At 73.8% G+C, this 17,567-nt stretch carries 20 protein-coding genes and 2 pseudogenes; 12 read left to right on the forward strand and 10 right to left on the reverse strand.

Going from position 1 to position 17,567, the window contains the following annotated elements; all coding sequences use genetic code 11:
* Positions 1–2 precede the first annotated feature (2 nt).
* Positions 3–146, reverse strand: coding sequence for a hypothetical protein (locus ACZ4MF_RS19380; protein WP_467493186.1), 144 nt, complete (start codon positions 144–146; stop codon positions 3–5).
* 225 nt (positions 147–371) lie between these two features.
* Between ACZ4MF_RS19380 and ACZ4MF_RS19385 the strand changes: the two genes are divergently transcribed.
* Both ACZ4MF_RS19385 and ACZ4MF_RS19390 read left to right on the forward strand, forming a co-directional pair.
* Positions 372–1,052, forward strand: a complete 681-nt coding sequence (locus ACZ4MF_RS19385; protein ID WP_467493339.1) for a response regulator — start codon at positions 372–374, stop codon at positions 1,050–1,052.
* Positions 1,053–1,059: 7 nt separating this feature from the next.
* Positions 1,060–2,178: a sensor histidine kinase gene (locus tag ACZ4MF_RS19390; protein ID WP_467493187.1), complete on the forward strand. Its 1,119-nt coding sequence runs from the start codon at positions 1,060–1,062 to the stop codon at positions 2,176–2,178.
* Positions 2,179–2,209: 31 nt separating this feature from the next.
* Here ACZ4MF_RS19390 and ACZ4MF_RS19395 read toward each other — a convergent pair whose 3' ends face one another.
* Positions 2,210–2,731, reverse strand: a complete 522-nt coding sequence (locus ACZ4MF_RS19395; protein ID WP_467493188.1) for a GNAT family N-acetyltransferase — start codon at positions 2,729–2,731, stop codon at positions 2,210–2,212.
* On the opposite strand from ACZ4MF_RS19395, the gene ACZ4MF_RS19400 reads away from it, so the two are divergent.
* Together ACZ4MF_RS19400 and ACZ4MF_RS19405 are read left to right on the forward strand one after the other, a co-directional pair.
* Positions 2,730–3,335 carry a helix-turn-helix domain-containing protein gene (locus ACZ4MF_RS19400; RefSeq protein ID WP_467493189.1) on the forward strand — a complete coding sequence of 202 codons (606 nt, stop codon included), beginning with the start codon at positions 2,730–2,732 and terminating at the stop codon, positions 3,333–3,335. The genes ACZ4MF_RS19395 and ACZ4MF_RS19400 overlap by 2 nt on opposite strands.
* Positions 3,332–4,570, forward strand: a complete 1,239-nt coding sequence (locus ACZ4MF_RS19405; protein ID WP_467493190.1) for an MFS transporter — start codon at positions 3,332–3,334, stop codon at positions 4,568–4,570. Before ACZ4MF_RS19400 ends, ACZ4MF_RS19405 begins: the two co-directional genes overlap by 4 nt.
* On the opposite strand, the gene ACZ4MF_RS19410 is transcribed toward ACZ4MF_RS19405, so the two are convergent.
* Positions 4,482–4,931 (reverse strand): Lrp/AsnC family transcriptional regulator, encoded by a 450-nt coding sequence (locus ACZ4MF_RS19410; protein ID WP_467493191.1) that lies wholly within the window; start codon positions 4,929–4,931, stop codon positions 4,482–4,484. The two genes, ACZ4MF_RS19405 and ACZ4MF_RS19410, sit on opposite strands and share 89 nt — an antisense overlap.
* A 120-nt stretch (positions 4,932–5,051) precedes the next feature.
* Here ACZ4MF_RS19410 and ACZ4MF_RS19415 point away from each other — a divergent pair, with 120 nt between their 5' ends.
* The 4 genes and pseudogenes from ACZ4MF_RS19415 to ACZ4MF_RS19430 all read left to right on the forward strand — a co-directional run bounded on the left by ACZ4MF_RS19415 (position 5,052) and on the right by ACZ4MF_RS19430 (position 9,143).
* The gene (locus ACZ4MF_RS19415; protein ID WP_467493192.1) at positions 5,052–5,744 is read left to right on the forward strand and encodes a hypothetical protein; all 693 of its coding nucleotides are present in this window, start codon (positions 5,052–5,054) and stop codon (positions 5,742–5,744) included.
* A 76-nt stretch (positions 5,745–5,820) separates the two neighbouring features.
* A pseudogene (locus ACZ4MF_RS19420) lies at positions 5,821–6,707 on the forward strand (LysR family transcriptional regulator).
* A gap of 73 nt (positions 6,708–6,780) precedes the next feature.
* Positions 6,781–7,839, forward strand: coding sequence for a tartrate dehydrogenase (locus ACZ4MF_RS19425; protein ID WP_467493193.1), 1,059 nt, complete (start codon positions 6,781–6,783; stop codon positions 7,837–7,839).
* Positions 7,840–7,913: 74 nt separating this feature from the next.
* On the forward strand, positions 7,914–9,143 hold the full coding sequence (locus ACZ4MF_RS19430) for a PucR family transcriptional regulator (protein ID WP_467493194.1): 1,230 nt from the start codon (positions 7,914–7,916) through the stop codon (positions 9,141–9,143).
* Here the strand turns inward: ACZ4MF_RS19430 and ACZ4MF_RS19435 are convergent.
* Positions 9,133–11,004 (reverse strand): alkyl/aryl-sulfatase, encoded by a 1,872-nt coding sequence (locus ACZ4MF_RS19435; RefSeq protein ID WP_467493195.1) that lies wholly within the window; start codon positions 11,002–11,004, stop codon positions 9,133–9,135. The genes ACZ4MF_RS19430 and ACZ4MF_RS19435 overlap by 11 nt on opposite strands.
* A 177-nt stretch (positions 11,005–11,181) precedes the next feature.
* Between ACZ4MF_RS19435 and ACZ4MF_RS19440 the strand changes: the two are divergent.
* A pseudogene (locus ACZ4MF_RS19440) lies at positions 11,182–12,350 on the forward strand (MFS transporter).
* A gap of 111 nt (positions 12,351–12,461) precedes the next feature.
* Positions 12,462–12,677: a hypothetical protein gene (locus ACZ4MF_RS19445; RefSeq protein WP_071371873.1), complete on the forward strand. Its 216-nt coding sequence runs from the start codon at positions 12,462–12,464 to the stop codon at positions 12,675–12,677.
* On the opposite strand, the gene ACZ4MF_RS19450 is transcribed toward ACZ4MF_RS19445, so the two are convergent.
* From ACZ4MF_RS19450 to ACZ4MF_RS19460, 3 genes are all read right to left on the reverse strand, one after another.
* Positions 12,674–13,546, reverse strand: a complete 873-nt coding sequence (locus tag ACZ4MF_RS19450; protein WP_467493196.1) for an SDR family oxidoreductase — start codon at positions 13,544–13,546, stop codon at positions 12,674–12,676. The genes ACZ4MF_RS19445 and ACZ4MF_RS19450 overlap by 4 nt on opposite strands.
* A gap of 115 nt (positions 13,547–13,661) precedes the next feature.
* Positions 13,662–13,832, reverse strand: coding sequence for a hypothetical protein (locus ACZ4MF_RS19455; RefSeq protein WP_467493343.1), 171 nt, complete (start codon positions 13,830–13,832; stop codon positions 13,662–13,664).
* Positions 13,754–13,975 carry a rhodanese-like domain-containing protein gene (locus ACZ4MF_RS19460; RefSeq protein ID WP_467493197.1) on the reverse strand — a complete coding sequence of 74 codons (222 nt, stop codon included), beginning with the start codon at positions 13,973–13,975 and terminating at the stop codon, positions 13,754–13,756. The genes ACZ4MF_RS19455 and ACZ4MF_RS19460 overlap by 79 nt, the downstream gene beginning before the upstream one ends.
* Before the next feature lie 271 nt (positions 13,976–14,246).
* On the opposite strand from ACZ4MF_RS19460, the gene ACZ4MF_RS19465 reads away from it, so the two are divergent.
* A complete protein-coding gene (locus ACZ4MF_RS19465) occupies positions 14,247–14,603 on the forward strand; it encodes a hypothetical protein (protein ID WP_467493198.1) in 357 nt (118 codons plus the stop codon).
* Between the two features lie 258 nt (positions 14,604–14,861).
* Here the strand turns inward: ACZ4MF_RS19465 and ACZ4MF_RS19470 are convergent, their stop codons facing one another.
* Complete coding sequence (locus tag ACZ4MF_RS19470) at positions 14,862–15,389, reverse strand: GNAT family N-acetyltransferase (protein WP_467493199.1); 528 nt, start codon at positions 15,387–15,389, stop codon at positions 14,862–14,864.
* Between the two features lie 141 nt (positions 15,390–15,530).
* On the opposite strand from ACZ4MF_RS19470, the gene ACZ4MF_RS19475 reads away from it, so the two are divergent.
* On the forward strand, positions 15,531–16,043 hold the full coding sequence (locus tag ACZ4MF_RS19475; protein WP_467493200.1) for a GNAT family N-acetyltransferase: 513 nt from the start codon (positions 15,531–15,533) through the stop codon (positions 16,041–16,043).
* A 70-nt stretch (positions 16,044–16,113) separates the two neighbouring features.
* On the opposite strand, the gene ACZ4MF_RS19480 is transcribed toward ACZ4MF_RS19475, so the two are convergent.
* Both ACZ4MF_RS19480 and ACZ4MF_RS19485 read right to left on the reverse strand, forming a co-directional pair.
* On the reverse strand, positions 16,114–16,533 hold the full coding sequence (locus ACZ4MF_RS19480; RefSeq protein ID WP_467493201.1) for a nuclear transport factor 2 family protein: 420 nt from the start codon (positions 16,531–16,533) through the stop codon (positions 16,114–16,116).
* A 62-nt stretch (positions 16,534–16,595) separates the two neighbouring features.
* On the reverse strand, positions 16,596–17,516 hold the full coding sequence (locus ACZ4MF_RS19485) for a zinc-binding dehydrogenase (RefSeq protein WP_467493202.1): 921 nt from the start codon (positions 17,514–17,516) through the stop codon (positions 16,596–16,598).
* Between the last annotated feature and the right edge of the window lie 51 nt (positions 17,517–17,567).

Genomic DNA, 17,567 nt, shown 5'->3' on the forward strand with positions numbered 1-17,567 from the left:
GTTCAGCCGAACATTCCTGCGATCGCTGTCGCGGCGCGGTGGGTGAGGGCGGCGTACAGGTCGGGCCGGAGCACGCCCAGGACCGCGGCCGACGCCACGACGATCAGGAAGACGGCCTCCTTTCCGCCGCCGAGGTGTCCCCTCACCGGGCGTTCGCCGCCGGCGCCTCTGTGCTGTGCGTCATGCGTCCAGCCTGGGACCGGACCCGGCCGGTGCGGTATCCGTCGCCCGGCCGGGCCGCCCCCGCCGGGCGGCGGGAGGACACCCCCCGATCGGCTGGTTCCGCCCACCGGGGCAACCCTGGTGGTGGCCGGGCCCTCTTAAGGTCGTAGGCGTCCGGACAGGTCGGACAGGAGCGGGCCGGGGTGCATGTGATCCGGGTCGTGGTGGTGGACGACGAGGCCCTCGTCCGCTCCGGCTTCCAGCTCATCCTGAACGCCGCCGACGACATCGAGGTGGTCGCGACGGCCGGCGGCGCCGACGCCGTGGCCCGGGTCCGCGACGCACGTCCGGACGTCGTCCTGCTGGACATCCGCATGCCGGACGTCGATGGGCTCACCGTGCTGCGCGAGGTGCGGGGGCTCCCGGACGGGCCCGTGGTGGCGATGCTGACGACGTTCGACACCGACGAGTACGTGCTCGCGGCGCTGCGTCACGGGGCGGCCGGCTTCCTGCTCAAGGACACCGAGCCGGAACAGCTGGCCCAGATGGTGCGCACGCTCGCCGCGGGCGGCGTCGTCATGTCCCCCAAGGCGTCCCGTGCCCTGCTGCTCGGCCACCCCGGTGCCGAGGCGGTGAACGCCGAGGAGGCCGAGGAGTCGGCCCGGGTGGAGCGGCTGACCGCACGCGAACGCGATGTGCTGACACTGGTCGCGGAGGGGCTGTCGAACGCCGACATAGGGACGCGTCTGCATCTGAGCGCCGGCACGGTGAAGGATCACCTGAGCGCGATCTTCGCCAAGCTGCGCGTGACCGGCCGTATCCAGGCCGCGCTCATCGCCCAGCGTGCCCGGCTCCTGGACGAACGGCGCAGGCCGAGGGCCGAGCGGTGACCGGCCGGTGAACGGCCGCCGGACCGGCTGGGCACGGGTTCCGGCGCCCGTGCGGGACGCCGGGCTCGTCGCCGTGGCGGCCGGGGACGCCTGGCTCGCGGTCTCGGGCAGCTCGTGGCCCGAGGCGGGTCCCGCCGCTCTGGCCTGTGCCGCCCTCGCGCTGCGCCGCTGCGTCCCGCTCGTCGTCGTCCTGCTCACGGTGCCGGCCGCGGTGGTCGGGGACCTCGTCGTGGCCCCGCTCGCGGCCCTGTTCGCCCTCGCCGAACGGAGGCGCGACCGCCGCCTGTTGGGAGCGTGCGCCGTGCTGATGGCGGCGGCCTCCGCCGCGCCCTGGCCCTGGCACGACCCCGACTCGCGCGACCGTACCTGGACGCTGATCCAGTTCGTCTACACCCTCGCGGGCACCGCCGCGCCCGTACTGTTCGGTCAACTGGTGCAGGCGCGGCGGGACTTGTCCCAGCGCCTGGCCGAGATCGAGGAGGCCAGGGAGCACGAGCGGGCCCTGCACGCCCAGGCCGTGCTCGCCCGGGAACGCGCCCAGCTGGCCCGGGAGATGCACGACGTCGTCTCGCACCAGGTGAGCCTGATCGCCGTCCAGGCCGGTGCGCTTCAGGTCGGGGCCAGGGACACGGACGCCCGGGAGGCCGCCCGCACCATCCGTTCGCTGAGCGTCTCCACGCTGGACGAACTGAGGAACATGGTCACGCTGCTGCGCGCCTCCGGTGGCCGCGCCACCGAGCTGACACCACAGCCCACGCTGGCCGACATCCGCAAGCTGGTCGCGACGAGCGGCATCGACGCGGAGCTGACCGGTGTGCTGCCCGACACGGTCAGCACACCCGCCCAGCGGGCGATCTACCGCACCGTGCAGGAAGCCCTGACGAACGTGCGCAAGCACGCTCCGGGAGCCGGGGCGACCGTGGAGCTGTGGTGCGAGGGCGACGACGTCGGTGTCACCGTCACCAACAGCCGCCCCACCCGCCCGTCCCTGCCCCTGCCCGGCTCGCGGCAGGGCCTGGTCGGGCTGCGGGAGCGCCCCGAGATCCTGCACGGCACGTTCTCCGCCGGCCCGACCCCGGACGGCGGCTACGGGGTCCGTGTCCGGATCCCGGCCCAGCCCACGTGACGTCGTCACCGGCAGCACGTGCTCGACGGGCTCAGGACAGGGGCAGTCGCATGAGCGTCAGGTCGAGCCAGCGGCCGAACTTGGTGCCGACCTCCGGGAGCGTGCCGGAGACCTGGAACCCGAAGCGTTCGTGCAGCCGGATCGAGGGGGTGTTCCCGGCTTCGATTCCGGCGATCATCACGTGGTGGCCGACCTCGCGCGCGTCCGTGATGAGGGCGGTCAGCAGTGCGGATCCGATGCCGAGCCCGTGCCGGTCCTCGCGGACGTAGACCGAGTTCTCCACCGTGTGCCGGTAGCCGTCCAGCTCCCGCCAGGGGCCGTAGACGGCGAACCCGGCGACCTCGCCGTCGACTTCGGCGACGAACGCCGAGCCGCGCTCCAGATGAGCGGCGAGCCAGGTGACCGCCTGCTCCGGCGTCTGCGGGGTCCGGGTCCACAGGGCCGTCGAGTGCTCGATCGCGTGGTCGCGGATCGCGCCGATCGCCGCCACGTCGTCGGGCCGGGCGGGGCGCACCGTCACGGCCGACGCGCTTCTTGCGTATATTGAAGCCATGTCCAACATAGTAGATCCTCTGGTGGGGCAGATCGCGGCCCGCGTCCGCACCGAGCGGGAACGCCGCCGCTGGACGCTGGCCCAGCTCGCCGACGCCTCCGGCGTGTCCCAGGCGATGATCAGCCGGATCGAGCGCGCGGAGAGCAGCCCCACGGCGGTCGTCCTGGGCAAGCTGTCCGCGGCCTTCCAGCTCAGCGTCGCCTCCCTGCTCGCCCTCGCCGAGGGGACGCCGGAGGACACCGCGCGCGAGACCGCCGCGGGCGCGACGGGCGTGCGCCGGCCCGCGGACACGGCCGAGTGGCGCGACCCCGCGACCGGATACCGGCGCCGCCAGATCACCGGTCCGCGCTTCCCTGCGGAGATCGCCGAGATCCGGCTGCCGGCCGGCGCGCGTGTGCCGTATCCGGCCGCCGCCTTCGCCTTCGTCCGCCAGGTCGTCTGGGTCCTCGACGGCCGGCTGACCTTCCATGACGGCGACACGGTCCATGAGCTGGAGGCGGGCGACACCATCGAGCTGGGTGAGCCCGCCGAGCGCGTCTTCGCCAACACCTCACACTCCGAGTGCCGTTACGCCGTCGTCCTGACCCGCGGCACCACGCCGTGACCCGACCGCTCCCCCGCGGCGGCACGCTCCTGCTGGCCGCCACAGCCGGTACGGCGATCGCGAACAACTACGCCATCCAGCCCGAACTCACCACCGTTGCCGCCGACTTGGGCGTACCGCTCGCCGTGATCGGACTGGTGCCGACCGCCGCGCTCACCGGCTGCATGACCGGGTTCGCCCTCCTGCTGCCCCTCACCGACCGCCTCGCCCCCAACCGCCTGGTCGGCATCCAGCTGACCGCGCTGGCCACCGCCCTCGCCCTGGCCGCGGCGGCACCCGGCGCGGGCGCGCTCCTCGCCGCCTATCTGCTCATCGGCGCGACCGCGAGCGTCGCGGCGCAGGCCAGCAGCATCGCGGGCCGGCACGCGCCAACAGGACGCCGAGGAGCCGGAGTTGCCACGGTGGCCGCCGGCATGTCGGCCGGCATCCTGCTCAGCCGGCTGGCGGGCGGGGCGCTCGGCGGAGCCATCGGGTGGCGGCGGATGCTCCTCGTCTTCGCCGCGCTCGCGCTGCTCGGCGCCATCGCCGCCGCCGCTCTCCTGCCGCGGCAGCGGCCGCACGCCGAGCGCGGTTACCGGGCCGCGCTCGCCTCGCTCCCACCGCTGCTGCGCCGGTTCCCCGAACTGCGCCGCGCGGCGGTCACCGGCGGGCTGTGGTATTTCGCCTTCAACCTGATCTGGGTCACGCTCGCCCTCGCACTCGCCCAGCCGCCCCACTCCCTCGGCCCGGGCGCCATCGGCCTGTACAGCCTGGCTGGACTGCTCGGCTTCGCGGCGCTCCCGCTGACCGGCCGCCTCACCGACCGGTACGCCCCGGGCACGGTGATCGTCGCGAGCATACTGGCCGCGGCGGCGGGCACCGCACTGCTCGCCACCGGGCTCGGCAACCCGCTGGTCACCGCCCTCGCACTCGCGGTCTTCGACGCCGGATGCTTCGCCGCGCAGGCCGCCAACCAGAGCCGGATCATCGCCCTCTCCCCCGACCGGGCCGGCAGCCTCCGCAGCCTCTACCTCGTGCTGTACTTCACCAGCGGCGCCGTCGGCACCGCCGTCGCCGCGCCGCTGCTCGACGCCCTCGGCTGGCGCGGGATCGGCCTCACCGCCCTCGCCGCGCTCCTCGTCGCGGCCGCCGTCGGCAGCCGGTCCCTCAGGGCTCCAGCACACGCTCCGGCCCCAGCGGGACCTCGTGCAGCAGGAGCCGGCTCCTCAACTCCCGAACGCCGAAGTCGGCTTTGAGCCGGTCGATGACCGTCTCGAACTCTCGGGCGTCGGTGCAGGCCACGCGCAGCTGGTAGTCGTAGTCCCCGGTCAGCCGCATCGCGCCGACGACCTGCGGCACGTCGGGCAGCTGCTCCTCGAAGGCCGTGCGGTCCACGCCCTCGCGCAGCCGGATGTCGCTGAGCAGTTCCATCCCGCGCCCGAACGCCGCCAGGTTCAGTTCGGCGCGGTATCCGCGCACCACGCCGGCCGCCTGGAGCCTGCGTACGCGGTCGGCGACGGTGTTGGCCGACAGGCGGACCTGACGCCCCAACTCCTGGTAGGTGGCGCGGCCGTCAGTGAGGAGGATCGTGAGGATCTGCCGGTCGATGCGGTCCATGGCGCCAGGCTACAAATGCTCGGCAAGATCTGAATATAGCCGAGATATTCACGGCGGTATCCCGCATATCGCCGATAAGTCCGAGCCAAAGTCGGCGCGTCCGGTGCCAGGCTCGCGGGCATGGAGATACTGCTGCTCCGCACCGCCCTCGCCCCCTCCCTCGTCCTCCTCGTCTCCGTCGTCGCCCGGCGTTCGGGCCCGCGCCGCGGCGGGCTCCTGCTGGGCGCGCCGACGACGTCCGGGCCGTTCCTGCTGCTCATCTGGCTCAGCGGCGGAAGCGCGGCGGCGGCGCATGCGGCACGCGGCAACGTCGCTGCGCAGCTCGTCGTCGCGGCCTTCTGCCTCGCCTACGGCCGGCTCGCCCCCCTCCTGCGCCCGGCGCGCACCCTGACGGCGGCTGTGGCCTGCGCGGCCGCGGCGGGCCTGATCTCCGCGCTGTGCACCGACGTCTGGCTGACGGCTGCATCGGCCCTGGCCCTGGCCTTCGCCGGTCTGCGGGCCTGGCCCGCCCCGGCCCCGACGCATCGGCCCCAACGCACCGCCCGGAGCTGGGAGATACCGGTGCGGATGGCGGTGTCCGCCGCGACCGTCCTGCTCGCCGTGCACGCCGCGGCCGCCCTCGGCTCCTTCGCCGGCGGCATCCTCGCCGCGCTCCCCGTGCTGCTGGCCGTGATGGCTCCCTCGACCCATCGCGCGACCGGCGCACAGGCCGCGGCGGCGATGATGCGCGCCGCCCTGACCGTCACACCGGCCACCCTCGCCTTCCTGCTGACGGCCTATACGGCGTTCGCCGCCTCCGTGACGCCGCGGTAGAGGATGTCCGTGGCACACGGAACGCCGCACAGAACCCGCGGGGAACATCGCCGGGGACGAGGAGCACACGACACGCATGGACATCAGGCAGCTGGAGTACTTCCTGGCGATCGTCGATCGCGGGGCTTCAACCGCGCGGCCTCGGCCCTCTACGTGTCGCAGCCCTCGCTGTCCCAGGCCGTGCGCACGCTGGAGCGTGATCTCGGCTCCCAGCTCTTCCATCGCATCGGGCGCCGGGCGGTCCTCACCGAGGCGGGAAAGGCACTGATCGAGCCTGCCCGGGAGGCCGTGCGCAGCCTGGAGACGGCGCGCGCGAGCGTCGCGGCCGTGCAGGAACTGCGGGAGGGACGCCTGGACGTGGCCTCGATGCCGTCCCAGGCGGTGGAGCCGCTCACCACCCTGGTGCGGGACTTCAGCCGGCGGTACCCCGGCGTGTCGGTCGCGGTGAAGGCGGCGTTCACCGCGCGCGAGGTCATCGACCTGGTGCGCACGGGGGCCGTGGAGCTGGGACTGCTGGCGTCCGCCGGCGCGGTCTCCGGCACGGAGGCCGTCGTCGCGCACGCGCTGGGGAGTCAGCGTTTCGTGCTGATGGTGCCGGGCGACGGTCCGTTCGCGGGCCGGACGGCCGTGGAATGCCATGAACTGGCCGGACAGCGACTGATCGTCGGTCAGCCGGGGACCGGGATGCGCGCCTACGTCGACGGGCTGCGCGCCCGGGGCATCGACGTCACGGTCGCCGCCGAGACCGAGCACCGGGTGGCGCTGCTGCCCCTGGTGCTGGCGGGGGTCGGGCTCGCCGTGGTCACGGATTCCTGGCGGGACGTCGCCCGGGCCCTCGGTGCCCGCGTCCTGGACATCGAACCGCGCACGACGCTGGACGTCGCCCTCGTCAGCCGCCGGGGGACCCTGTCCCCCGCGGCCGCCGCGTTCGTCACGACGGCCACCCGCGACGCCGGCAGCTGATAGGTCCGGCCTATGAGGCAGATCCGCAGCGCGTCTTGGACGCCCGGCGAACCGCCCTGCTGCAATCGACGGCATGACGAACCACCGCATAGCCCTGATCCCCGGCGACGGCATCGGCACCGAGGTGCTGCCCGCCGCACGGCAGGTTCTCGACGTCGTGAGCCGGCGCCACGGCTTCGGCCTGTCGTACACGTCGTACGACGACTGGTCCTGCGAGCGCTATCTGCGCGAGGGCGCCATGATGCCCGCCGACGGCATCGACCGGTTGCGCGGCAAGGACGCGATCCTGCTGGGCGCGGTGGGCCACCCGGGGGTGCCCGACCATGTGTCGCTGTGGGGCCTGTTGATCCCGATCCGCCGCGCCTTCCGGCAGTACGTCAGTCTCCGGCCCGTCCGCGTCTTCGACGGCGTGGACAGCCCGGTGCGCGGCGCGCGGGCGGGCGAGGTCGATGTCGTCGTCGTGCGCGAGAACGTGGAAGGCGAGTACAGCGAGGCCGGTGGCCGTCTCAACCGTGGGTTCCCCGAGGAAATGGCCGTCCAGGAAGCCGTGTTCACCCGGACCGGTGTCACCCGTGTCCTGGACTTCGCCTTCGCTCTGGCCGCGCGGCGCGGCGGCCGGCTGACCTCGGCGACCAAGTCGAACGGCATCGTGCACACCATGCCGTTCTGGGACGAGCTGGTCGCCGAGCGGGCCGCCCGGTTCCCTCAGGTCGCCTGGGACCAGGAGCACATCGACGCGCTCGCGGCCAGGTTCGTCCTGGAACCCGCCCGCTTCGACGTCGTGGTCGCCTCCAACCTCTTCGGTGACATCCTCAGCGATCTCGCGGCCGCGGTCGCCGGTTCGGTCGGCATCGCCCCCGCCGCCGACCTCAACCCCGAGCGGGAGTTCCCGTCGATGTTCGAGCCGGTGCACGGCTCCGCCCCCGATATCGCGGGCCGGGGCATCGCCAATCCGCTGGGCGCGATCTGGTCGGCGGCCATGATGCTCGACCATCTGGGCCACCCCGCCGCGGCCGAGCACATCACGGACGCGATGGCCTCGCTCCTGGCCAGGACCGACGTCCGCACCCGTGACCTGGGGGGTACGGCGACCACCGCCGAGTTCACCGACAGGCTGCTCCGACTCCTCTGAACCGGCCGGGCCCCGGCAGCACGGCCCTACGCCCCGGTTACTGTGACGGACCGGCATCGGCGGTGAGGTGATCCATGGCGCACGGACAGGACGGGGAGCGGCGGACCGGCGGTCGTCCGCGGGAGCTGTCCGCTGCCGCGGCGGCGCTCGCCGCCCGGTGCGAGCCGCGGGTGAACGCGCTCGCCCGGCGCATGGCCCGCGAGGTGTTCGCGCAACTGCGCGGCTACCCCGAACTGCCCGCCGAGGTGAAGGACGTGGAGATCGCCGCGACGGCCCGGCACGGCATGCGGCTGTTCCTGCGCGGGGCCACCGGCCGGCCGGGGCCGGACGGGCTGGAGTACTTCCAGGAGCGCGCGGCCCAGCGCGCCGAGGAGGGGATGCCGCTGCACCTCCTGCTGCGCACGTACACGCTGGGCGGGCGGGAACTGTTCCGGGCGCTGCGCGAGACCGCTCGTCCCGATGAACGGGACGCCCTGGCCGAGCTCGCCGAAGCGCTGTTCGCCTCGATCGACCGGGTCGTGGGCGCCGTTGCCGAGAGCTATCTCGACGAGCGGACCGCTCTCGCCGCCGAACGCCACGAGCGGCGTCACGCACGGGCCCGCGCCCTGCTGGAGGGCCGCCCGCCCGCCGGCGCATCCACGCCGGACGGGCCCGCGCTGGTGCTGTGCCTGCGCCTCGCCGATTCGCCGCCCACCGGCGGGAGTCCGGGCTCCCCGGTGACGGTACGGCGGCTGGTGCGGCGCATCCAGGCGGTGCTGGACCGGGTCTTCGGCACGGACGTACCCGCCCTGCTCGGCGCCGAGGGAGGACACGCGGTCGTACCGGGAGGCGCCGAACCACCCACCCAGATGGTGGAGTTGCTGCGCGAGGCGGCGGGAGCGGGGGTGCGGCTGGCCGTGGCCGGGGCGGCCGGGACCGCTGACATCCCGCGTGCGGCGCGGCTGGCCGCGGAGGTGGTGCGGGTCGCGGCCGCGTGCGGTCGGCCGCCCGGACTGCACCGGCTCGACGACGTCCTGCTGGAGTACCACCTGTCCCGGCCCAGCGAGGGCAGCGACCGGATCGCCGCCCTGCTCGACCCGCTGGCCGGCCGACCCGAACTGGCCGAGACGCTGCGCACGCATCTGGAGGAGCGCCAGGACCGCCGGGCCACGGCCCGCCGGCTGAACCTGCACCCGAACTCCGTCGACCACCGGCTGGCCCGCATCCAGGAGTTGACCGGGGTCCGCCTCGCCGACCCGCGGGACACCGCGCTGCTCCTCGCGGCCCTGCTGCTGCGCGAGACGGACCCCGGCGTCACGGGGTGACGATCGCGAAGTCCGGGTCCGGTGCGTCCAGCAGCGATCCGAAGGTGATCAGGGCCCCGGCATCGCCGTCGAGGTCCACCGCTCCGCCCGCGATCTCCTCGGCGAAGGTCGTCGCCCCGACCAGCACGGCGTCGAGGGTGGTACGGGCCAGCCGCAGCACGGCGGTGGGCTGCTCACCCTGCGGGGCGTCGCCGGGCATCGGGGTGAGCGCGCCGCGGGACAGCAGGAGCGTCCACTTCTCGCCGGTGTCGGTGAACTCCCAGCGCAGCAGCAGCCGTCCGGCCTCGGCCGCGCGGGGGCCGTTGACGCGTACGGCCATGGAGCGGAAGACCTGCTCGGCCGTCAGGGCGGCCAGGAGGTCCCGGGCGGCGCGGGTCGGTGTGCCGAGGATGCCGCCGCGCAGTTCGGCCGCGCCCGTCAGGCAGAAGTTGCGCCAGGGTCCGCACTCCGCGCCTTGGCCGAGCCGCTCGAACGTGTCGGCCTGCAGAGCCCGGGCCTCGGCGTGCCCGGGGTCGGCGAACAGGACATGGTTCAGCACCTCCGCGACCCACCGCAGATCACCGTCTTCGTACGACGTCCTCGCCTTGGCGACCACGCTGTCAGCGCCGCCCATGAACTCCACGTACCGGCTCGCGGCCTCGGTGGGCGGATGCTGCCACAGGTGCGCCGGGTTGCCGTCGAACCAGCCCATGTAACGCTGGTACACCGCCTTGGCGTTGTGGCTGAGGGAGCCGTAGTAGCCGCGGACGTGCCAGGCCCGTTCCAGGGCGGGCGGGAAGCGCAGCCGCTCGGCGATCTCCGCGCCCGTGTACCCGGCGTTGATCATCCGCACGCACTGGTCGTGCAGATAGGCGTACGCGTCCCGCTGCTCCTCCAGGAACCGCACGACGCGGTCCTGACCCCAGGTCGGCCAGTGGTGGGAGGCGAAGACGACGTCCGTGTCCGCGGCGAACAGCCGTATCGTCTCCGTCAGATACCTGGCCCAGGCGCTGGGATCGCGGACGAGGGCCCCGCGCAGGGTCAGCACGTTGTGCAGGGTGTGGCAGGCGTTCTCGGCGGCGCACAGCACCCTCAGGTCCGGGAAGTGGAGGTTCATCTCCGCGGGGGCTTCGGTGCCGGGCGTGAGCTGGAAGACGATCCGCACCCCGTCGACGGTCTCGATCTGTCCGGTGGCGGTGACGTCGACCGTGGGCGCGATCAGGCCGACGCTGCCGGTCGAGGTCGTCAGCCCGAGCCCGCAACCGATCTGCCCGGCCGGTCCCTTGGGCAGCGCGGCCCCGTACATGTAGGCCGCCCGGCGGGCCATCGCCGTACCCGTGAAGACGTTCTCGCCGGCCGCGTGCTCCAGGAACCCGGCGGGTGCGATGACGGGCACCCGGCCGTCGGCCACGTCGGCCGGATCGACGACCCCGCGCACGCCGCCGAAGTGGTCGACGTGGGAGTGGGTGTAGATCACGCCGGTCACGGGGCGCTCGCCACGGTGCGCGCGGTACAGGGCGAGTGCGGCGGCGGCGACCTCGGCGCTGATCAGCGGGTCGATCACGACGACTCCGCGCTCGCCCTCCACGAAGGTGACGTTCGACAGGTCCAGGCCGCGCACCTGGTAGATGCCGGGCACGACCTCGTACAACCCCTGGCGGGCCACGAGCCGGCTCTGCCGCCACAGCGCGGGGTGCGCGGTCGGCGGGCAGTCGGCGGCCAGGAAGTCGTAGGCGTCCGCGTCCCACACCACCCCGCCTCGTGCGTCCCGCACCACACAGGGCTCCAGCCGGGCGATCAACCCCCGGTCCGCGTCGGTGAAGTCCTGATCGTCGTCCCAAGCCGGGGTGGTCTCCCCGGGCTGCTGCTCGCTGCCGGTCATGGTGACCGATCCTGCCAATCCGCGGTCGTCCGCGCCTGATGACCGGTCACAGAGCGGTCGGTGACCCGTCACAGCGGCAGTCCAAGAGGCGGGGAGCTTTGTCCGTGGACGCGGTCGCCGCCGCTGGGTGAGGGTCGCCGCATGACCGATTCGGGCCGCACGGCCGGCCGGGGGCGGATGCCGGGCGGGCTCGTCGCACCGGCGCTCGGCGGTTTCGGCATCGGGCTCACCGAGTTCCTGATCGCCGGGCTGCTGCCACAGATCGCGTCGGGTTTGGCGGTGTCCGAGGCGACGGCGGGCCGGCTGATCTCCGGGTACGCGCCGAGTGTCGCGGTCGGCGCGATCGCGCTCACCGCGGCGACGGCCCGACTGCCCCGCAAGAACGTCCTGGTCGGCCTGGTGGCGTTGTCCGTCCTCGGCAACCTGCTGTCCGCCGTCGCGCCGGACTGTCCGGTGATGCTGCTCGGGCGGGTCGTCGCGGCGCTGTGCCACGGCTCGTTCTTCGGTATCGGCTCGCTGGTCGCGCGCGGTCTGGTCGCGCCGGAGAGGAAGTCCCGCGCGGTGGCGGTCATGTTCGCCGGGCTGACGGTCGCGAACGTCCTCGGCGTGCCGTTCGGCGCGCTGGTCGGCGCGCTGGTCGGCGAACGGTGGGGCCGGCGGACCGCCTTCTGGGCGGTCACGGCGATCGGCGTGCTGGCGCTGGCGCTGGCGGGCATCGTCACCCTCGTGCCCGCCCGGTCCGGCCACCCGGGCCCGGAACCGCCCGCCGGCCTGCGGGCCCAGTTCCGCGCCCTGCGCTCCCGACAGGTCTGGCTGACCCTCGCGGCACCGCGCTCGGCTACGGCGGCATGTTCGGCGCGTTCAGCTATCTCGCCTACACCTTCACCGAGGTCGGCGGCTTCTCCCCGGCGGATGTCGCCTGGCTGCTCATGGTGTACGGCGTCGGTCTGGTCGGCGGCGACCTGGTCGGCGGGCGCGCCGTCGACCGCGACCGCGCCCTGCTCCTCGCCCTGCTCGCTCTCCCCCTCACCCTGACCGCGTTCGGACTGCTGGCCGGCAGCGCCACCGCCCCGGTGATCCTCGTGTCCCTGATGGGGGCGTCCGGGTTCGCCGGTGTCCCCGGCATGATCACGCGCGTCACCGACTTCGCCCACGGCGCGGCACCGGCCGCCGGAGCCAACGTCTCCGCGTCCGACGTCGGCAACGCCCTCGGCGCCTGGCTCGGCGGCCTGGCCATCTCCGCGGGCCTCGGCTACACGGCGCCGCTGGACGTCGGCGCCGGCATCGCCCTGGCCTCCGTCCTCGTCATGGCCGTTGCCGCACACGACGCCAGGTCCGCCCGGTAGGCGCCGGGGCCATCAGGGTGTTTCCAGGTGGTGTCGGGAGGCGGGCATGGGCCCGCTTGGCCATGCTGGGCCGAAAGTGGCACTCTCCCTCCCCGCGACAAGGAGCACGGTATGGCCTCGGACTCGGTCGAACGCTTCATGGCGGCCCTGGATCCGGAACACCGGGACACGGTCGGCGCCAGGCCCCGCCAGGAACAGGAGCAGCTGGCGGCGGCCTGGGAACGGGAACTGGAAGCGGACGACGAGCTGGACACCCTCGACGAACTGTCCCCGCCCGCGGCGGAGGCCGAGGCCGCCCGCCGTGTGCTGGAGCGAGAGGCCGGCTAGCGAACGGCGGGCGTCCCCCGCAGCAGTTGCTCCAGCGTGGTGGCCGGGTGGCCGGTCAGGTCCTGGACGGCGGTGGTCACCCCGGCGAGGGAGCCGTCGGCGATCGCCGTGTACGTGGAGACCCAGGCGTCGAGTTGCCAGTCGGGAGCGTCGTACCCCGCGCGGGAGGCGTAGGCCTCCTCGACGGTCTCGGGCACGTACGAGACCGGGCGGCCGGTGACCGCCGTGATCGTCGCCGCCACCTCGGTGAGGGTGAGCGCCTCGGGACCGGTCAGTTCGTAGGCACGAGCGGTGTGCGGGGCCGGATCGCGCAGGACCGCGACGGCCGCGTCCGTGATGTCGTCCTGCGCGACCACGGCGGCCCGGCCGTCACCGGCGGGGCCGCGCAGCGCGCCGTCCTCGCCCACGAGGCCGGGCATGAAGTCGGCGTACAGGTTGTCGCGCAGGAAGGTGAAGGGCATGCCGCTGGCGCGGATGTGCTGCTCGGTGTGCCAGTGGTCCCTGGCCAGGGTGAAGGTCGCGTCGGGTGCGGCACCGTAGAAGGAGATGTAGACCAGGTGGGCGACGCCCGCCTCGGCCGCCGCGTCGACGAAGGTGCGGTGCTGCGCGACGCGGTCCGGGGATTCCGAGGCGGAGACCATCAGCACACGGTCGGTGCCGCGCAGGGCGCGGACGAGGGCGTCGTGGTCGTCGTAGGCCCCGGGTACGGCGGTCGCGCCGGGCAGTTCCGGTGCGCGGGCCGGGGTGCGGCACAGGAGGGTCTGCGGGGTGCCGGCGGCGGCCAGGCGGCGGGCGATGCGTCCGCCCAGCCGGCCGGTGGCGCCGGTGACGGCGTAGGTGGCCTCGACCTCGGCCTCGGCAGGAGCCATCGTCGTTCTCCTCGGTGCGGTCCCGGATGTGCTGCTGTGTGTCTGTCGGCACAGTAGTCGCCCGGTGCGCCCGCTCCCGCCCTGTGCTCCGCCGACCGCGGCGGGGATACGGCGCTCACGTCAGGTCCGCCGTGTCGACGGGCAGCTCGGCCGGGCGCCACTCCAGCATGCCGTCATGGAGGCGGATCGCGCGCAGGCCGCGGTCGGTCAGCGGGCGGACCGCGTCGCGGGCGAGGACGCAGTACTCGCCGCGGCGGTAGACGACGATCTCGGCGTCCTCGGGCAACTCGGCGACGCGGTCGACCAGTTCGCCGAGGGGATGGAGAGCGCGCCGGAGATGTGTCCGGCCCGGTACTCCTCCGCCGGGCGCACATCGAGCACGCCGCCCGCGGCGACGCGCGTGTGCAGTTCCTCACGGGTGACCTCCATGGCGCCGTCGTCGCCGAGAGATGCGCACGCCCTCTCGGCGCGCGGCGACGAAACCGGTCTGTTTGAGCGTCTGAAGGCGGGCCGACGGGGTCGTCAGGTTCAGCCCCGCGGCCTTGGCCGGCGCGTCGACGGTCCGCTCACCCTGCGCGAGTGAACCGGACCCGGTTCTCCCGCAGCCCGAGCCGCAGGGGCTCGGCTGGCGGAATCGGATATTCCATGGGTAACCCTCGCGCTCGCGTGGGCCCCGTCCCGGGGCTGGGTCGTCGCTAACGTGCTGCTCGGTCTCAACCAGGGGCTGACCCGGTCGATGACGGTCAACATGAAGATCGACCTGGTCGGTCCGGCCCGTCGTGGACCGGCCACCGGCCTCAACGAGGCCGCCGGAGACACCTCCGTGGGCGCCACCGCCCTGGTCACCGGCTATCTCGCCGACGCCTACGGCCTGCGCCCCGTCCCCGAGCTGATCGGTGTCGTCTTCGTCGCCGCCGGACTCGGTCTCGCCCTCGTCGTACGCGACTCCGCCGCCCACGTCGCCATCGAACTCGCCCGGCACAGCGCGCCGTGCCCGGCACCGAAAGCACCGGCCTGTCCGTCGCCTTCGCCCGCACCTCCTGGCGCGACCGCCTGACCTGGGGTGTCTTTCCGCTCCTCTTCACCGGGCACGGCCTCGGCACAGCCGCCGTCGGGCTGATCAAGGGGCTCCAACCGTCCTGTGGGGCGTCGGCCAGATCCTCACCGGCCACCTCGCCGACCGCGCTGGCCGCAAACCCCCACGAGGGCACCGTCCCCTGCTCGCCGGCGTCCTCTCCGCGGCCGCCCTCGGCACGTACCGCTTCTGGCGCGACATCGGCCACGCAGCCGGCGCCCTGATCGCCGGGCTGCTGGGTCACGGAGCACCGCCGGACCGCCTGAGAGCGTCGGCGGCCAGCCGGTAGCGGAGTTCGGGCACGCACACCCCGTCGTACTCGTCGGTCTGGACGGCGCCGTCGGCGGTGTATCCGGCCCGTGCGTAGAAACGGCGTGCCGGGGTGTTGCCGGTGAGGACCCAGAGCACCATCTGGTCGAAGCCGTGCGCGCGGGCGTGTGCGTGCACGGCCCGGAGCAGCGTGCGGCCGATGCCCGAGCCGATGAGCGAAGGCTGGACGTACAGGGCGTAGAGCTCACCGGTGGCCGCAGTGGTGTCGGCGTCACGGCAGGGTCCGAGGCAGGCCCAGCCCGACACGCGCCCGTCGGCGTCGACCGCGACCAGGTCGGTGCGGCCGTTCCCCGGCTGCGTGACGCGCTCCCGGTGTCGCCGCGCGTCGGCCTCGACCGTCATCCGGTCGAGGCAGGACCGGGGCACGATCCCGGCGTACGCGGTCCTCCAGCCGGTCACCCGTATCGCCGCCACGGCCTCGACGTCGGCTTCCGTCATCGCTCGCACAGTCACCATCCCGGCACGCTACGGGACCTGCACCCGCGACCGCCCCGGAATTGCCGCGCCGCTCCCGCCCGGACGGCGAGCGCGGCGGAAATGTGTTGCCGCGCCGTCGCCCCGGACGCCATGCTCGCGCCCATGACCGATCCGGACGAAGCCCCGCTCCGCACGACCCTCGCCCTCCCCGTCGGCGTGCGCGACCTGACACCCGGGGATCTGCCCGCCTGCACCTGGTCGGGCTCGGCCACCCATCTACGCCAGGTGGAGCGGGAGTTGACGCGGGCGGCGGCGGGCGAGGTGGACTACCTGGCGGTGTGCACCCCGGCGGATCTGCCCGTGGCGATCGGCGGCGTCGACTACCGGGTCCGCGCGGGCGCCGGGACCATCTGGCAGCTCGCCGTGCTGCCGGCGCTCCAGTCCCGCGGACTGGGCACGCTGCTGATCCGGGCCGCCGAGCGACGCATCGTCGGCCGTGGGCTGCGTACGGCGGAACTCGCCGTGGAGGAGGACAACCCGCGGGCCCGCACCCTGTACGAGCGCCTGGGCTACGTCGCGTACGGCCGTGAGCCGGATACCTGGGACGAGGAAGGCCCGGACGGGTCGCTCCGCCGGTACGAGACGATGTGCGTCCTCATGCGAAAGGAACTCTGAGGCCCCTGCCGGCACCGCCGGGCGGTGTCCGGCACACGGGCTCGTCCGACCGGAGCGGCCGGAGCGTGACTTACCGGGCGTCGTGCCCGGGGAAGAGGGTCGCGGCCACATGCTGTGTGTCGGCGTATTCGACCACAGAGGTGATCTTGCCGTCGTGGACGGTGTAGATGCCGAGGCAGCGGTTGTCGTACGTGCCGCCGTACACGGTCCTGGCCCTGGAGGTCCATTCGGCCGCCACGCGGTCGCCCTCGGCGATCGTGCTGATCAGCTCGATCTCCAGGGTGCCCGGCACCAGGACCGGTCCCATGCCGCCGAGGAACTCCCCGATGATCCGGTCCCGTCCGTGCCACACCTTGGAGATGGGCAGGTCGCCCGGGTAGTGCCAGGTGGCGTCCTCGGCGAAGCTGTCGTGGATGACGTCCGCGTCGCCGTCGCGGACGGCCTCGACGTAGCGGATGACCACGGCCCTGGGGTCGGTACCGGTCGTCATGGTCGTACTCCTTCGGTGGTTCGTGAACTGGCTGCTGAAAGAGGTCGGTTGGGCTGTGGTGTTCAGGACAGCGTGAGGACGGCCTTGCCGCGGATGCGGCGGTCGCGCAGGTCGGTGAGGGTGGTCGCGGTGTCGGCCCAGTCCGTGACTCGGCCGATCTCCGGGTGCAGCCGCCCCTCGGCGGTCAGCCGGACCAGCGCGGCCAGGTCGTCGTCGAGGCGGGTGTCCGCGTCGAGGTAGTGGAAGTGCCGCAGGACGGCCGATTCGGGACCGCCGAAGAAGTCGAAGAAGTCGAGCGTCGCCGGCCTGCGCCCGGCCTGTCCGAACCAGACGAGGGTGCCGCGCCGGGCGAGCCGGGCCAGAGCGGTGGCGAGAGCCTGCCCGCCGGTCGACTCCAGCACGATGTCGTACGGGCCCCGGGCGTCGGCGACGTCGTGGACGATGTCGGCGGCGCCGAGTGCGGCCAGCCGGGCGCCGCGCTCGACGTCCCGCGTCACGGCGGTGACCTGGGCCCCGGCGGCGGCCGCCAGTTCGGTGACGTAGTGGCCCACGCCCCCGGACGCGCCGGTCAGCAGGATCCGGCGGCCCACGACGGGGCCGGCCGCGCGCAGCAGCCGCAGCGCGGTGAGCCCCGCGAGGGGCAGGGCCGCGCCCTGAACGGTGCCGACCCGGTCCGGCAGTTCGGCGAGGGCGTTGGTCGGCACCGCCACGTACTCGGCCCAGCCGCCCGACATGGGGTGGCCGACGACCCGGGTGATCCCGCTCGGCCCGCTGCCGTCGGCGGCCGGCTGCACCACCAGCCCCGCGATGTCCTTGCCGGGGCGGTCACCGGGGCGGGGCTTTTCCAGCTTGAAGGTCTCGCCGCGGTTCACGGAGAACGCCTCGACCCTCACCAGCGCCTCGTCGGGGCGCGGTGTGGGCTCGGTGACGTCGGCGAGCACGACGGGCTCGGCGGGGTCTCCGGTCGGCACAAAGGCTTTCATCGGTGTCGTCCTCCTCGTCGGCCTGCGGCACCATCGGCCGGTGCGGCGGTG

Source organism: Streptomyces sp. NPDC025793 (genome assembly GCF_055558375.1).

What these genes read in the sequence shown, in the direction of transcription:
- ACZ4MF_RS19450 (WP_467493196.1), bottom strand. Translation starts at nt 13,546, where the DNA reads ATGGCTCCTGCCGAGGCCGAGGTCGAGGCCACCTACGCCGTCACCGGC.
- ACZ4MF_RS19460 (WP_467493197.1), bottom strand. Translation starts at nt 13,975, where the DNA reads ATGGAGGTCACCCGTGAGGAACTGCACACGCGCGTCGCCGCGGGCGGC.
- ACZ4MF_RS19470 (WP_467493199.1), bottom strand. Translation starts at nt 15,389, where the DNA reads ATGACGGAAGCCGACGTCGAGGCCGTGGCGGCGATACGGGTGACCGGC.
- ACZ4MF_RS19410 (WP_467493191.1), bottom strand. Translation starts at nt 4,931, where the DNA reads ATGGACCGCATCGACCGGCAGATCCTCACGATCCTCCTCACTGACGGC.
- ACZ4MF_RS19485 (WP_467493202.1), bottom strand. Translation starts at nt 17,516, where the DNA reads ATGAAAGCCTTTGTGCCGACCGGAGACCCCGCCGAGCCCGTCGTGCTC.
- ACZ4MF_RS19475 (WP_467493200.1), top strand. Translation starts at nt 15,531, where the DNA reads ATGACCGATCCGGACGAAGCCCCGCTCCGCACGACCCTCGCCCTCCCC.
- ACZ4MF_RS19435 (WP_467493195.1), bottom strand. Translation starts at nt 11,004, where the DNA reads ATGACCGGCAGCGAGCAGCAGCCCGGGGAGACCACCCCGGCTTGGGAC.
- ACZ4MF_RS19425 (WP_467493193.1), top strand. Translation starts at nt 6,781, where the DNA reads ATGACGAACCACCGCATAGCCCTGATCCCCGGCGACGGCATCGGCACC.
- ACZ4MF_RS19395 (WP_467493188.1), bottom strand. Translation starts at nt 2,731, where the DNA reads ATGGCTTCAATATACGCAAGAAGCGCGTCGGCCGTGACGGTGCGCCCC.
- ACZ4MF_RS19400 (WP_467493189.1), top strand. Translation starts at nt 2,730, where the DNA reads ATGTCCAACATAGTAGATCCTCTGGTGGGGCAGATCGCGGCCCGCGTC.
- ACZ4MF_RS19445 (WP_071371873.1), top strand. Translation starts at nt 12,462, where the DNA reads ATGGCCTCGGACTCGGTCGAACGCTTCATGGCGGCCCTGGATCCGGAA.
- ACZ4MF_RS19480 (WP_467493201.1), bottom strand. Translation starts at nt 16,533, where the DNA reads ATGACGACCGGTACCGACCCCAGGGCCGTGGTCATCCGCTACGTCGAG.
- ACZ4MF_RS19430 (WP_467493194.1), top strand. Translation starts at nt 7,914, where the DNA reads ATGGCGCACGGACAGGACGGGGAGCGGCGGACCGGCGGTCGTCCGCGG.
- ACZ4MF_RS19415 (WP_467493192.1), top strand. Translation starts at nt 5,052, where the DNA reads ATGGAGATACTGCTGCTCCGCACCGCCCTCGCCCCCTCCCTCGTCCTC.